Origin of the sequence: Nocardioides halotolerans DSM 19273, from assembly GCF_000422805.1 — a bacterium.
GTDB classification, from domain to species: Bacteria; Actinomycetota; Actinomycetes; order Propionibacteriales; family Nocardioidaceae; genus Nocardioides; species Nocardioides halotolerans.
Genome location: NZ_KE383925.1, coordinates 240,380 through 254,264, shown reverse-complemented (window position 1 = coordinate 254,264; position 13,885 = coordinate 240,380). Strand labels below are relative to the sequence as shown.

Genomic DNA, 13,885 nt, shown 5'->3' with positions numbered 1-13,885 from the left:
CGGGACCTGGCGCGGCACTAGTGGTTGCTCGCCCACTCGAGCAGGCGGTCCTTCGGCCAGGTGTTGACGATCCGGTCGGGGTCGATGCCGGCGGCCTCGGCGCGCTCGGCGCCGTACCAGAGGAAGTCGAGCTGGCCGGGCGCGTGCGCGTCGGAGTCGATCGAGAAGAGGCACCCGAGGTCGCGCGCCAGCTCGAGCAGCGCGGTCGGCGGGTCGCGGCGCTCGGGTCGGGAGTTGATCTCGACGGCGGTGTCGCCCTCCACGCAGGCGCTGAACACCGCCTTCGCGTCGAACTGCGACTGCTTGCGCGTGCCGCGGCCCCCGGTCACGAGGCGCCCGGTGCAGTGACCGAGCACGTTGACCCGCGGATTGCGGACCGCCGCGACCATCCGCTTCGTCATGTCCGGGGCGTCCATCGCGAGCTTGGAGTGGACGCTCGCGACCCGCAGGTCGAGCTGGTCGAGCATCTCGTCGGTCTGGTCGAGGCTGCCGTCGTCGAGGATGTCGACCTCGATCCCCTTCAGCAGCGTGAAGTCGCCCGCTCCCCCGGACGACAGGTGCTGGTTCACCGCGTCGACGACCCCGAGCTGCTTGCGCAGCCGCTCCACGCTCAGCCCGTTCGCGATCCGCAGGCGGGGCGAGTGGTCGGTGAGCACCTGGTAGTCGTGGCCGAGCTCCATCGCGGTGAACGCCATCTCCTCGATCGGCGACCCACCGTCGGACCAGTCCGAGTGGGAGTGCAGGTCGCCGCGCAGCCGCTCGCGCAGCGCGTGACCACCCTCGGTCAGCGGGCCCCCGTGCTCCTCCTCCAGGCCGGCGAGCCGCTCGGGTACCTCGCCCCTCACGGCGGCCGCGATCACCTTGGCGCTGCTGGCGCCGACGCCGGGGAGCTTCGTGAGGGTGCCGTCGTCGACCCGGGCGCGCACCTCGTCCTCCGACAGCGGCAGGATCGCCGCCGCGGCGTTGCGGAAGGCCTTGACCTTGAAGGTGTCCTCGCGGCCCCGCTCGAGGAGGAAGCCGATCCGCCGCAGCGCCGCGACCGGCCCGCCGTCGTACGCCTCCGCCACGCGTCCACCCTAGGACCGCCTCGGCGGGCGGAGAGGGCGGCCGTCGTCGAGATTCCTGAAGAAGATTTTCGTCCACAGGCAGTGGAATCGCGTTGCCGCAGGTCAGGCGCCGAAACGGAGGGCACGTCCACCTGCTGTCCACAGGCGGACTCACGGCCCAGGCGCGTGTCCTCCACGTGTGTACGAAGTTCTGCACAGACTTATGCACACCGTTGTCCACAGGCTGGGGGTCCCAGGCATTGCTCCTCGGGCGGCCAGTGCCTACGGTTGCGCGCAGACGAGGCCCCCGGGCCCGTCGAGGGAGATCCGCAAGGGGAAGGCGGGTCTCCGTCGGCGAACTCGGGGGCTTCGGCGCGAGCGGGGTCCTTCGTCGGTCCTGACCGTCGCCTCAGCGGCCGCGGAACTGCGGCGGGCGCTTCTCCTTGCTGGCCCGGATCCCTTCCTGGAGGTCCTCGGTGGCCAGGGTGACCGGCTGGGCCAGCGCCTCCCACTGGAGGGCGGTCTCGAGGTCGGTGTGGCCGCCGTCGCGCAGCGCGAGCGTGGTCAGCCGGGTGGCGATGGGCGCGGAGGCGGCGACGCCGGCGGCGATCTCCAGGACGTCGTCGAGGAACGTCGCGGGCTCGAGCACGCGGGAGACGAGACCGAGCCGGAGCGCCTCGTCGGCGTCGACGACCCGGCCCGTCAGCAGCAGGTCGCGGGCGTGCGCCTCCCCCACCACCTCGGGCAGCAGGTGGGTGCCGCCCATGCCGGCGTGCATGCCGAGCTTGACGAACGGCACGCCGAGCCGGGCGCCCCGCGCGGCGTACCTCAGGTCGCAGGCCAGCGCCAGGCACAGCCCCGCCCCGATCGCCGGGCCGTTGACCGCTGCGATGGTCGGGACCTCGAGGGTGCGGATCGCGAGCCACGACCGGTAGAACGGGAGCATCCGGGTGCGGAGCTCGTCGACCGTGGCGTCGGGCTCGCTGGCGATCCACGAGGTGTTGCCACCCGAGCAGAACGCCGACCCCTCGCCGGTCACGACGACCGCCCGCAGGTCCTTGTCGGCGGCGAGCTCGGCGACCGCGGAGACCCACGCCGAGGTCATCTCGTCGGACATCGCGTTGCGCATGTCGGGGTTGTCGAGGGTCAGCAGCGCCACGCCGTCGGACGGTCGCTCGACGCGCAGGTGCGAAGGGGCGGACATGGGCGCACCCTACTGACCCGTTCCGGACGCCCGCCGTGAGCCGTTTCACGCCTGAAAACCGGCCCAGATGCCGAGATCCGGCGCGCCGCGCACCTACGACGGGTTGGCCGGGGGTTGGAGTACGGTCGAAGCGGCTCGAGGACCGTTCCGAGAGCTTCCGGCGGGCTTCCCCGACCCGAGCGATTGGGCGCAATCCCCGCCGCGACGACCGATGGATGAAGAGGCAAGGAGGCCGTCATGGCGGAGACCTGGAGCGGCGAGTTCTACTGCGTGAAGTGCAAGGAGAAGCGGCAGGCGGACGGCGAGGTCCGCGTCAACGACAAGGGCACCCGCATGGCGCAGGCGCTCTGCCCCGTCTGCGGGACCAAGCTCAACCGCATCCTCGGCAAGGCCTGACCAGCTCGTCCCATACTCGACGACGGCGCCCCCGGTCCGTTCCGGGGGCGCCGTCGTGCTGTCCCCGGCCGTCCGAGACGGAGCTGTGGAGGACGACCGCGACGCCCGGCCGAACCGTGTGACAGTGGGCGCCATGACGTGGCTGCTCCGCCCGGGGGTCGGGCTCGCCCGTCGCGACGCCGACCACCTCCAGCTGGGGACCGACGCGCCACTGGCGGCGGCGGTGCCGGACACCCGGGCCGTGCGGCTCCTGCTGGTCGAGCTGGCCCATGGCAGCCCGGTCAGCACGCTCGATGCCACCACCGCACCGGTCCTCGACGCGCTGGTCGCTGCGGGCCTCGTGGTCGCGGCCGACGAGCAGGCCGGGCGCGCCGAGAGCCGCGCGGCCTCCCGGGTCCACGTCGACGCGCCCGACGGCGTGCTGCCGATCGTGCTGCGGCTGGTCGGTGAGTCGGGCCTGGGCCTCGCGCGATCCGTGCGCGAGGCGACGGCCGCCCTGGTCTGGAGCGTGGGCGAGCCGGCACGCGCCCGCCTCGATGAATGGATGCGGTCCGGCACGCCCCACCTCGTCGTCCGCGAGGGGCCGGCGGGCCCGGTGGTCGGACCGTACGTCGCCCCGGGCGCCACCGCCTGCCTGCGCTGCGTCGACGCCCACCTCGGCGAGACCGACCCGCGACGGTCGCTGGTCGTCGAGCAGGTCGCGACGACGCCGGCGCTCCGGCCGCTCGAGCCCGACCCTGCGCTGCGCGCGCTCGCGGCCGGCTGGGCGGTGCGCGACCTGGTCACGAGCGCGGAGGGCGGCAGGCCGGCCACCTGGTCGGCGACGGTGGCGCTCGGCTCGCTGCCGCCGACGGTCACCGTCTACCGGCGACACCTCCACTGCGGCTGTGCGTGGGCGGAGGACCTGGTGGACCGGGCCGACCGCGCCGCGGGCTGACCGCGCCGCGGGCTGAGCGCTCCACGGGCTGACGGGGCCACGGGCTGACGGAGCCACGCACGTCCCAGCCCCGGGCCCGGAGGTTTCGACACGCTCCGGTCGCTGCTCAACCACCATCGATCGGGCCGGCCGTCGTTCCTCCGGCCGCTCCGATCACCAGTACTCGCTGTCGAGCTTGCCCTCCATCGCTCGCAGGTGCTCGCGCGAGCAGGTGTCGCAGTAGGTCTTGGCGCGACCGTTCTCGACCGAGGTGCTCCAGGCGAGCGTCTTCGCGTCGTCGGCCTCCTGCCTCCCGCAGAAGTCGCAGGTCTTCACGGGTCGAACCTAACCGGTCCGCCTGCGACCCGGCGCACGGCGGCCGGCGGGCGAGAGTCGAAGAAATGACCAAGGAGCCGGGCACGACCTCGGTGGTCGTACCCGGCTCCTCGATTGCACCCGCGATCAGGGTGCCCCGCAGAGGCCGCTTGACTGGCGGCATCCCATCAGGGTCTTACAGTGCGCGGGCGAGGGCGAGACGCGCCTGCTGCGCTGCCTGCTCGGCCTTGCGGCTGAGCCGACGGGAGCGGGCCAGCTGGTGGCCACGCCGCAAGTTCTGCGCCTCTCCCAGGCGCGCGGACATCTGTGCGCGCGCCAGGTTCTCGTTCATGAGATTCATCTCGGTGCTCCTGGTCATGTAGGTCTGGTTCATCTGAATTGATTGGTCCTTCTCGGATGGGATGCGGCCGTCGGTGACGGACGCTCGTGTTGGTCGCCTGCTGGTCACGCGGCCACCTCGTTCTTGCGCGGACGGCCACGCGGACGCTTGCGGGGGACGACGACGCCCTGAATGAAGAGCTGTCCACCCCAGACGCCCCACGGCTCACGACGCTCGAGAGCGCCGTCGAAGCACATGGCTCGGACCGGGCAGTCGACGCAGAGAGCCTTGGCGTACTCCACGTCGCTGGGCGACTCGGCGAACCACAGCTCCGGGTTGTTCACCCGGCAGGGCAGGTTCGTCTCGTCCACCTTGCCGGCCTCGTCGTGGAGGTTGCCCAAGGTCGACTGGGCGCCACCCGACGCCACTGTGTCGAGAAAGCTGACGGTCATTTTTTCACCTCCTCTGCTCACCTTGATCGCGGTTGCTTGGTCATTCGGTCTGGTGGGACCCGGCCCGGTGTCTCCAGGAATCGATGCTGGAGAAACAGAAAGGCCGCGGATCCCTTGTCGGGTTCCGCGGCCTGGAGGCTGCCGATCAGCTGAGTTGTCAACTGGTCGGTGGACTCCAGGCAGTGGTCCCCGGGACGTAGGCGGCGAGGCCCATGTCACCCTTGGCGCCGGCCTGGCGGTCACGCACGACAAAGGTCGTGGCGAGGCCGCCGAAGATCGGCTCGGTGCTCGTCGCAGACAGGTGGCCGCCGCAAATGGGCATGCCAATGCTGGACGGGATGTTCGCCGTCATGTCGATGGTGTTGGTGTTCACGTGGGCCACCTCCTCTGCTTCCTCATGCGCCGGGGTTGTCAGTCCCGTGATGCGCGAACGTGTTGGGACGAGCAAACTACCGCTGCCCCCCGGTAAGGGGCAATTGATTTTATGGGTATTTCTCGTCTTTTTTCTGCCACCCTGCGCGCGGGCCTCAGCTGACGAGCCCGAGGAGGTCCTCGCCGTACTTCTGGAGCTTCTCCTTGCCGACGCCGCTGACCTTGAGCAGCTCGCGCGTCGACTGGGGACGCCGGGTGGCGATCTCCTCGAGCGTGGCGTTGCTGAAGACCATGAACGCCGCGATCTCCTCCTCGCGGGCGCGCTCGGTGCGCCACTGGCGCAGCCGCTCGAAGAGCTCCTCGTCGTAGGGGGCGGGACAGCCGGCGCAGCGGCGCCGGGCCTTGTCGGCCGCGGTCTGCAGCGGCTTGCCGCACTCGAGGCACATGCGGGCGCCCTTGACCTTGGGCGCCTTGGGTGCCGGCAGGGCGTCGTGCGGGAGGAGCGGGGTCAGGAAGCGCGACGGCTTGCGGGAGCCGCGGCCGCCGGGCTGCCGGGCGAGCGCCCAGGAGAGCGCGAGGTCGACCCGGGCGCGGGTCATGCCGACGTAGAGCAGCCGGCGCTCCTCCTCGACCTGGGCGGGGGTCTCGGCGTAGGTGATCGGGAGGGTGCCGTCCTGGAGGCCGCAGAGAAAGACGGTGTCCCACTCGAGGCCCTTGGCGGCGTGGTAGGTCGCGAGCGTGACCCCGTCGGCGACGGGCGCGTGCTGCTCGGCCGCGCGCCGGTCGAGGTCGGCGACGAACTCGTCGAGCGTGGGCTCGGCGCCGCCCTCGCGCTGGGAGAACTCGAGGGCCTGGCTGATCAGCGCCTGCCACGACTCCCAGCGGTCGCGGGTCTGCCCGCGGGCGGCCGGCGCCTCGGGCGTCCAGCCCATGCCGGCCAGCGTGGCGCGCACGGTCTCGAGCACCCCGCTCCCGTCGGCCTCGCCCGACCGCGCGGCACCGCGGAGGCGGGTGACGGCCTCGCGGACCTCGGGGCGCTCGAAGAAGCGGGCCGCGCCACGGATGACGTAGGGGATGCCGCGCGCCGCGAGCGCGTCCTCGAAGCCCTCGGACTGGGCGTTGATGCGGAAGAGCACGGCGATCTCACCGAGCTCGCGACCGGAGTCGCGCAGCCGGAGGATGCGGGCCGCCACCGCCTCGGCCTCGGCGACCTCGTCGGGGTGGGCGTCGTAGGTGACCGCCGGCCCGGCCGGCTGCTGCGAGCGCAGCGCGACCCCCTGGCTGGCGGTGCCCTCGAGCAGCGTGTTGGCGGCCTCGACGACCTGCGGGGTCGAGCGGTAGTTGCGGACCAGCTCGATCGAGGTGGTGCCGGGGAACTTGGCCGGGAAGTCGCGCAGGAAGTCGGCGTTGGCGCCGGCGAAGGAGTAGATCGTCTGGGACGGGTCGCCCACGACGCAGAGCTCGTCGCGGCCGCCGAGCCAGAGGTCGAGGAGCGCGGACTGCAGGGGCGAGACGTCCTGGAACTCGTCGACGACGAACCACTTGTACTGGCGCCGGACCTGTGCGGCGACGCGCTCGTCGTCGGCGAGCATGCCGGCGGTGAGGAGCAGCACGTCCTCCATGTCCATCCGGCCCTGCTCGCGCTTGACCTCCTCGTAGGCGTCGAAGACCCGCGCGACGACCTCGTGGGAGTGGCCGGCGACCGACCTGCTGCGCGCCGCGGCGACGTCGGGGTACGTCGCGGGCGCGACGTTGCTGACCTTGGCCCACTCGATCTCGGACGCGAGGTCGCGGAGCAGGGCCTGGTCGGTGTTGAGGCGCTGGCGGCGGGTGGCACTGGCGAGCAGCCCGAGCTTGGACTCGATCAGCTGGGGCAGCTCGGTGCCGTGGACGTGCGGCCAGAAGTAGCGGAGCTGGCGCAGCGCGGCGGAGTGGAAGGTGCGGGCCTGCACGCCGCCGGCGCCGAGCGCCCGGAGGCGGCCGCGCATCTCGCCGGCGGCGCGGGTGGTGAACGTCACGGCCAGCACCTCGGACGGCGCGTAGACGCCGGTGGCGACGCCGTGGGCGATGCGGTGGGTGATGGCGCGGGTCTTGCCGGTGCCGGCGCCCGCGAGGACCCGCACGGGGCCGCGCAGGGCCTCGGCGACGAGGCGCTGCTCGGGGTCGAGGGCGGCGAGGAGGTCAGGCAAGGAACAACTCCGGCGGGGTGGTGGTTCTCCAGGTGCTTGCAACAGCTTCGATTCACCCTAGATGCCGGAGGCGACACCCCCTGATGAGCGCAGGCTTCACGATGTACACGACCCCGTGGTGCGGTTACTGCCACCGGCTCAAGAGCCAGCTCGACCGTGAGGGCATCAGCTATGACGTCGTCGACATCGAGCAGGTGCCGGAGGCGGCGAAGATCGTCGAGTCCGCCAACGGCGGCAACCAGACCGTCCCGACGCTGGTCTACAGCGACGGCACCGCGCAGACGAACCCCTCGCTCGCGCAGGTCAAGGACAAGCTCGCCGCGCTCGTCGGCTGACGCCGGCTGACGTCGGCGTCCGGCGCCCGGCTCACCACTGGCCGGGCAGCGGCCCGCCGTACCAGTGCTCGACGAGTGACCGGCTGATCGAGACGCCGCCGGGCAGCACCAGCTCACCCACCTCGGCGCCCGCCTTCATGTCCGCGCGGGTGAACCAGCGCGCGTCGTCGATCTCGTCGTTGTCGACGTTGATGACCTCCGACACTGCGCGCCCGATGAACCCGAGCATCAGGCTCGCCGGCAGCGGCCACGGCTGGTTGCCGAAGTACTCCACGTCGCCCACGACGACACCGGTCTCCTCGAGCACCTCCCGGCGTACGGCGTCCTCCAGCGTCTCCCCCGGCTCGCAGAAGCCCGCCAGGGTCGAGTAGCGGCCCTCCGGCCAGGACGCCTGGCGGCCCAGGAGGCAACGCTCGTCAGCGCTGCCCGGCTCGCCCGACGTGACGACCATGATCACCGCCGGGTCGCTGCGGGGGAACTGCACGTGCCCGTGGGGGCAGGCCAGCTCGTGCCCCGCGGCTCGCGGGGCCAGCGGCTCGCCGCAGCGCGGGCAGTAGCGCGTGGCCCACAGCCACTCGGCCAGCCCCAGCGCGTGGAAGACCAGCGGGGCCTGCGCCAGGCCGTCGCCGGCGAGGTGCGGGAGGACACCGCGCAGAGGGAACCACTCGTCCTTGGCCTCCTGCGCCGCCTCCGGGCCTGTGACGAGCGCGAACCACGCGCGGCCGTCGTTCTCGCCCAGCAGCACCCGGACCCCGTCCGGCGCCTCCTGCGCGGTGACCCAGGGGATCCGGCCGTCGCGGGGCCGCACGCGGGTGCCGGAGACGACCAGGACCCGGGTGTCGGGGTCGGCCCACCGCTCCTCGAGCCAGGCGTCGTCGCGGCGCCGTACGGCGATGCGGTCGTGGGCGCCGGCGGCCAAGCGCTGGTGCTGGTAGTCCACCTGCCTGACGTTAGTCTCCCGCCAGTGAGCACCCACATCGGAGCCGCTGCCGGCGACATCGCACCCCTCGTCCTCATGCCCGGCGACCCGCTGCGGGCGAAGTGGATCGCCGAGACGTTCCTCGACGACGCGCGCTGCTACACCGAGGTCCGCGGCATGCTCGGCTTCACCGGCACCTGGCGCGGCCAGCGCGTGTCGGTGCAGGGCTCGGGCATGGGCCAGCCGTCGCTGGCGATCTACGCGACCGAGCTGTTCCGGGAGTACGACGTGCAGTCGGTCATCCGCGTCGGCTCGGCCGGGGCGCTCACCGAGAAGGTGAAGATCCGCGACATCGTGATCGCGTCGGGCGCGTGCACCGACTCGGGCATGAACCGGATCCGCTTCGAAGGGCTCGACTACGCCCCTGTCGCCGACTTCGGCCTGCTCGCTGCGGCGGCCGGCGCCGCGGGAGACCGCGACGACGTGCACGTCGGCCTGATCTTCAGCGGCGACTCGTTCTACGCCGCGCGACCGGAGCTCATGACCCGGATGGTCGAGCACGGCGTGCTCGCGATCGAGATGGAGGCCTCGGTGCTCTACACGATCGCGGCCGGCCACGGGCGCCGCGCGCTGGCGATCTGCACGGTCTCCGACCACATCGTCACCGGCGAGGAGACCACGGCCGACGAGCGGGAGCGCACGTTCGGCGACATGGTCGAGATCGCGCTGGCCGCCGGCCTCGGCTGATCCGGGCGCTGGTCGCGTGGGCTTCCGCCCGGACTAACTCGGAGGGCGACGGCGTTCACCCGACGTGGACGTCCTCGACTCGGTGGTGATCGGCGCGGGCCAGGCAGGGCTGTCGTCGTCGTACCACCTGCAGCGCCGGGGCATCCCGCATGTCGTGCTCGACGCCGACGCCGAGCCCGGCGGCGCCTGGCAGCACCGCTGGGACTCGCTCACCATGCGCGACGTCCACGGCATCGCCGCGCTGCCCGGCGCGGAGCCGCTCGCCGAGGACGAGGGGCGGGCCAACGAGGTCGTCGCGGCGTACTTCGCCGACTACGAACGGACCCACGGGCTGCCGGTGCTGAGGCCGGTGCGGGTCGACGCGGTCGTCGAGGCCGACGACGGGCTGCTCGAGGTGCGAGCGGGCGAGCGCCGCTGGCTCACCCGCACGGTCGTCAACGCGACGGGCACGTGGTCGCGGCCGTTCGTCCCGGCCTACCCGGGCGCCGACACCTTCCGCGGGCGCCAGCTGCACCCGCACGACTACCCGGGGCCGGAGGCCTTCCGCGGCCGCCGGGTGGTGGTCGTCGGCGGCGGCGCGTCCGCCGTACAGCTGCTCGGCGAGATCGCCCCGGTGGCCGCCGACACCCTCTGGGTGACCCGCCGCGCCCCGGTGTGGCGCACCGACGACTTCACCCCCGAGGTCGGTCGGGCTGCGGTCGCGCTCGTCGAGGAGCGCGTGCGCCGCGGTCTCCCGCCCGCCAGCGTCGTGAGCGTCACCGGGCTCGCGCTGCGCGAGCAGGAACGCGAGGCCGAGCGGCTCGGCGCCTACGAACGGCACCCGATGTTCACCGCCGTCGAGCCCGGCGGCGTGCGGATGCCCGACGGTGCGCTCTGGCCGGCCGACGTCATCCTCTGGGCCACGGGTTTCCGGCCGGCGGTCGGCCACCTCGCGCCGCTGCGCCTGCGGTCCGAGCACGGCGGCATCCGGCTCGACGGCACCACGGCGGTCGCCGACCCGAGGGTGCAGCTCGTCGGCTACGGCCCGTCGGCCAGCACCATCGGCGCCAACCGCGCCGGCCGGGTCGCGGCCCGTGGTGTCGCCGCGTGGCTGGCGCGGGACACCGAGGGCGACGCGGTCAGCGCCTGAGCGGTCGTGTGCTCCCGCTTCGGCCCGGGGCAGCGGTCAGCCAGCAACCTCCGACCTGGGCGGCGCGGCCTCTCCAGGTTGCCTGGTGACCGCCACTCCGCCCGCGGCCCCGGGCAGCGGTCAGCCAGCAACCTCCGAGCCGGCCACCGCGGCCTCTCCACGTTGTCTGGTGACCGCCACCCCGTCGCGGCCCGGGGCAGCGGTCAGCCAGCAACCTCGGACCTGGGCGGCGCGACCTCTCCAGGTTGCTCACTCACCGCCACCCCGCCCGCGGGCGTCGATCAGCGGTCGAGGTACACCAGCTGTTCGAGCGCGTGACGGTCCGGCAGGTCGTCGGGCTCGACGGTCGTGCCGGTGCGGACGTAGTGGAAAGCGGCCCGCACGTGCTCGAGGGGTACGCCGCGGAGCTCGGCCCAGGCGAGCCGGTAGAGGGCGAGCTGGAGCGGGTCGGCGTCCTCGTGGCGGTTGGTCTTCCAGTCGACGATGAGGAAGCCTGCGGACCCGTCGGCGGCGGGCTCGTCGTAGATCGCGTCGATCCGGCCCCGGATCACCTCGCCCGCGAGCACGAGCGCGAACGGTGCCTCGACGGCGTGCGGCACCCGGTCGGCGAACGGCCCGTTCTCGAAGGCCTCGATGACTGCGTCGAGGTCGGCGTCGTCGTCGATGCCGGTGTCGTAGCGGCCGGGGAGCTCGTCGGGGTCGAGCAGCGGCTGCTGTGCGAAGCGGTCCTCGACCCAGGCGTGGAAGAGCGTGCCGAACCTGGCGGCTCGCGACGGCGGCTTGGGCATCGGGCGCGCGAGCTCGCGGGCGAAGGAGTCGGGGTCCTGGCGCAGGCGCAGCAGGGCCGACGCGGACAGGCTCGACGGGAGGGGTACGGCGACCGCTGTGCTGCGCTCGGACCGGGCCTCGGCGACGAGCCGCTCGATCTCGGCGTCCCAGTCGGCGACCCGGGCGGCCTCGACCATGTCGAGCCCGTCGTCCTCCAAGGTCGGGTCGGCGGCGCGCACCATCGCGGCGGCCTCGAGGCGCCGCTGCACCTCCGCGCCGGGTCCGGCCGGCGGCCACGGCCGCGACTGGTCCTCGCCGTCGTAGGGGTTGGGGGCGCCGCGCTCGGGCTTGTCGAGCCAGGGCGGCGTCGGCTCGCCCCACTCGGCCAGGAGGTCGCGGACGATCGCCTGGTATTCGGACGGGCCGAAGCAGGTCGTGCGCGGCGTCCACAGGTAGGACGTGACCGACAGCCGGTGCGCGGCACGGGTGAAGGCGACGTAGCCGAGACGCAGCTCCTCGGTGCGGTCGTGGGACTTCTGGTCGGCGCGGAACGCGTCGAGCGCGGCCTTGTCGTAGCCCTGGAGCCGCGGCAGGTCCTTGGCGTCACCGCGCAGCGGACTGGGGAGGACGGACGGGGACGACGTCCAGAGCGGCCGCGACCGGTTGGCGGGGAAACGCGTCTCGCAGACCCCGACCAGGAACACCGACGCCCACTCGAGGCCCTTCGAGCGGTGGACGGTGAGCAGCTTGACCGAGTCGGCCGAGGTCGGCGTCGCGACGTCGAGGCCGTTGCCCTGGTCGTCCTCCGCGGTGAGGTAGGCCAGCAGCGCCGGCAGCGTCACGTCGCCGTCGACGGCCTGGAAGTCGGCAACCGCCCGCACGAACAGGTCGAGGTTGTCGCGCCGGGCCGGTGCGGCCGAGCTGACCGCCGAGGCCAGCTCGACGTCGGCGCCGGTCGTGTCGATGATGCGCCGCACGATGTCGAGCAGCGGCTCGCCGACGTGCGAGCGGAGCATCCGGAGCTCGCGCGCGAGGAGCCCGAACCGCTCGAGCGCCTCCGGCGAGTACGCCGCGTCGCCCGGGTCGACCAGGGCGTCGTCGAGGCACGGGATCTCGGCCGGGTCGATGCCGTCGGCGATCTGCACGAGGTGCGCCGTGATCGACGCCGGGTCGTCTCCGCGGCCGCGGCGGCCGGCGAGCTCGGCGGCGCGGTTGCTGAGCAGGCCGAGGTCGCGCGGCCCGATCGCCCAGCGCGGCCCGGTGAGCAGCGTCAGCAGCGAGGCGTTGGCGGTCACGTCGTGCATCAGCCGCAGGATCGCCACGACCTCGGCGACCTCGGGCAGCCGGAGCAGGCCCGAGAGACCGACGATCTCGACCGGGATGTCGGCCTCGGTGAGCGCGTCGAACACCTCGGCGGCGTGCTGGTTGTCGCGCGTCAGCACCCCGATGTCGGACCACCGCTCGGTGCGCGCCGCCCGCACCCCGTCGACCAGCGCGGCCAGCTCCTCGCGGTGGGTCTCGAAGACCGCGGCGGTGACGACGCCCGGGCCGGCCTCGGGCTTGGCCTCGAGCGGCGCGACGCTGGCGTGGGCGGCGTAGAGGGGCGCGGCCAGCCGGTTGGCGGCCTCGAGGATGCGGCGCTCGGACCGGCGGTTGACAGTGAGCGGGTAGGTCTCGACCGCGCCCGAGGCGGCCGGGAACGTCTCGGGGAAGTCGAGGATGTTGGAGACCGACGCACCCCGCCAGCCGTAGATCGCCTGGTTGGGGTCGCCCACCGCGGTCACGGCGTGCCCGCGCCCGGTGGCCGGGTCGGGCCCGGAGAAGAGCCTGGCGAGCATCGTCGCCTGGGCGACCGAGGTGTCTTGGTACTCGTCGAGCAGCACCACCTTGAACCGCGCCCGCTCCAGCGCGCCCACCTCGGGCTGCGCGGAGGCGAGGCGCGCGCCGAGCTCGATCTGGTCGGAGAAGTCCATGAGGCCGAGGTCGGCCTTCAGGCGGCGGTACGCCGCGACCAGGCCCAGGAGCTCGCCGCGGCGGTCGATCGCGCTCATCGCGTCGGCGATCGGCTTGAGGTAGGTCTTGCGCGCATTGCCGGCCGCCTCCTCGGCGTGGGCACGCTCGAAGCCGGCGCGCTCCGCGAGGTCGAACGCACGGACGTCGTCGGGGCCGACCAGGTGCTCGCTCATCGCCGAGTCGAGGGCGAGGAGGTTCTGGATCGCGGTCTCGGCGTGGTCGGTGAGCTGCACGATCTCGCCCGGGTAGCGGTCGACGACACGCGCGCCCAGCTGGTAGCGGGCCGCATCGGTGATGACGCGCGTGTCGGGCTCGTGGCCGATGCGCAGCCCGTGGTCGGTGAGCAGGCTGGCGGCGTAGGCGTTGTAGGTCGCCACGGTCGGCTCGAGGACGTCGTCGTCGCCCGGGCCCGGCTCGTCGAGGGCGCCTGCGGCGAGCAGCGAGTCACGGATGCGGCCGCGCAGCTCGCTGGCGGCCTTGGTGGTGAACGTGAGGCCGAGCACCTCGTCGGGCCGGACCTGGCCGGTGAGGACGAGGAAGACGACCCGCGCAGCCATCAGCGTGGTCTTGCCCGAGCCGGCGCCGGCGATGACGACGGCCGGTCGCAGCGGCGCCGAGATGGCCGCCCACTGCTGGGCGCTCGCCACCCAGGACGCCCCCATCGCGGCCGCGAGGTCGTCCGGCGTGCGCAGCTCGCGTGCCGGCGCCGCGGCGGGGGCGATCACTGGGCCGCTCACTGGGCCG

Annotated in this window: 14 protein-coding genes; 5 read left to right on the top strand and 9 right to left on the bottom strand. The window is 73.2% G+C overall.

From position 1 onward, the window contains the following. Positions 1-17: 17 nt before the first annotated feature. Together G514_RS0121405 and G514_RS0121400 are read right to left on the bottom strand one after the other, a co-directional pair. Entirely contained in the window at positions 18-1,067 is a 1,050-nt protein-coding gene (locus tag G514_RS0121405) for a PHP domain-containing protein (protein WP_028653419.1), read from the bottom strand. A gap of 388 nt (positions 1,068-1,455) precedes the next feature. Next, positions 1,456-2,250 carry an enoyl-CoA hydratase/isomerase family protein gene (locus tag G514_RS0121400; protein ID WP_028653418.1) on the bottom strand — a complete coding sequence of 265 codons (795 nt, stop codon included), beginning with the start codon at positions 2,248-2,250 and terminating at the stop codon, positions 1,456-1,458. A gap of 237 nt (positions 2,251-2,487) precedes the next feature. On the opposite strand from G514_RS0121400, the gene G514_RS30795 reads away from it, so the two are divergent. Together G514_RS30795 and G514_RS0121390 are read left to right on the top strand one after the other, a co-directional pair. Further along, positions 2,488-2,646, top strand: coding sequence for a DUF5679 domain-containing protein (locus tag G514_RS30795; RefSeq protein ID WP_169576535.1), 159 nt, complete (start codon positions 2,488-2,490; stop codon positions 2,644-2,646). Positions 2,647-2,779: 133 nt separating this feature from the next. Continuing rightward, positions 2,780-3,583: a hypothetical protein gene (locus G514_RS0121390; RefSeq protein WP_157545104.1), complete on the top strand. Its 804-nt coding sequence runs from the start codon at positions 2,780-2,782 to the stop codon at positions 3,581-3,583. A 153-nt stretch (positions 3,584-3,736) separates the two neighbouring features. On the opposite strand, the gene G514_RS30790 is transcribed toward G514_RS0121390, so the two are convergent. The 5 genes from G514_RS30790 to G514_RS0121365 form a co-directional block, all read right to left on the bottom strand. Next, positions 3,737-3,898 carry a hypothetical protein gene (locus G514_RS30790; RefSeq protein WP_169576533.1) on the bottom strand — a complete coding sequence of 54 codons (162 nt, stop codon included), beginning with the start codon at positions 3,896-3,898 and terminating at the stop codon, positions 3,737-3,739. Between the two features lie 175 nt (positions 3,899-4,073). Beyond that, positions 4,074-4,271 carry a hypothetical protein gene (locus G514_RS28220; RefSeq protein ID WP_028653416.1) on the bottom strand — a complete coding sequence of 66 codons (198 nt, stop codon included), beginning with the start codon at positions 4,269-4,271 and terminating at the stop codon, positions 4,074-4,076. Between the two features lie 71 nt (positions 4,272-4,342). Next, positions 4,343-4,669, bottom strand: a complete 327-nt coding sequence (locus tag G514_RS0121375) for a WhiB family transcriptional regulator (RefSeq protein WP_084152286.1) — start codon at positions 4,667-4,669, stop codon at positions 4,343-4,345. Between the two features lie 157 nt (positions 4,670-4,826). Continuing rightward, the gene (locus G514_RS0121370) at positions 4,827-5,042 is read right to left on the bottom strand and encodes a hypothetical protein (RefSeq protein ID WP_157545102.1); all 216 of its coding nucleotides are present in this window, start codon (positions 5,040-5,042) and stop codon (positions 4,827-4,829) included. Positions 5,043-5,196: 154 nt separating this feature from the next. Further along, the gene (locus G514_RS0121365; RefSeq protein WP_028653413.1) at positions 5,197-7,230 is read right to left on the bottom strand and encodes an ATP-dependent DNA helicase UvrD2; all 2,034 of its coding nucleotides are present in this window, start codon (positions 7,228-7,230) and stop codon (positions 5,197-5,199) included. Positions 7,231-7,313: 83 nt separating this feature from the next. Between G514_RS0121365 and G514_RS0121360 the strand changes: the two genes are divergently transcribed. Continuing rightward, the gene (locus G514_RS0121360) at positions 7,314-7,565 is read left to right on the top strand and encodes a mycoredoxin (RefSeq protein ID WP_036565801.1); all 252 of its coding nucleotides are present in this window, start codon (positions 7,314-7,316) and stop codon (positions 7,563-7,565) included. 31 nt (positions 7,566-7,596) lie between these two features. Here the strand turns inward: G514_RS0121360 and nudC are convergent, their stop codons facing one another. Then, on the bottom strand, positions 7,597-8,505 hold the full coding sequence (nudC, locus tag G514_RS0121355; RefSeq protein ID WP_028653411.1) for an NAD(+) diphosphatase: 909 nt from the start codon (positions 8,503-8,505) through the stop codon (positions 7,597-7,599). Positions 8,506-8,529: 24 nt separating this feature from the next. On the opposite strand from nudC, the gene deoD reads away from it, so the two are divergent. Together deoD and G514_RS0121345 are read left to right on the top strand one after the other, a co-directional pair. Continuing rightward, complete coding sequence (deoD, locus tag G514_RS0121350; RefSeq protein ID WP_028653410.1) at positions 8,530-9,231, top strand: purine-nucleoside phosphorylase; 702 nt, start codon at positions 8,530-8,532, stop codon at positions 9,229-9,231. Between the two features lie 64 nt (positions 9,232-9,295). Beyond that, the gene (locus tag G514_RS0121345; protein WP_028653409.1) at positions 9,296-10,360 is read left to right on the top strand and encodes an NAD(P)-binding domain-containing protein; all 1,065 of its coding nucleotides are present in this window, start codon (positions 9,296-9,298) and stop codon (positions 10,358-10,360) included. A 281-nt stretch (positions 10,361-10,641) separates the two neighbouring features. On the opposite strand, the gene G514_RS0121340 is transcribed toward G514_RS0121345, so the two are convergent. Continuing rightward, on the bottom strand, positions 10,642-13,878 hold the full coding sequence (locus tag G514_RS0121340) for an ATP-dependent helicase (protein ID WP_245582297.1): 3,237 nt from the start codon (positions 13,876-13,878) through the stop codon (positions 10,642-10,644). Positions 13,879-13,885: the final 7 nt, after the last annotated feature.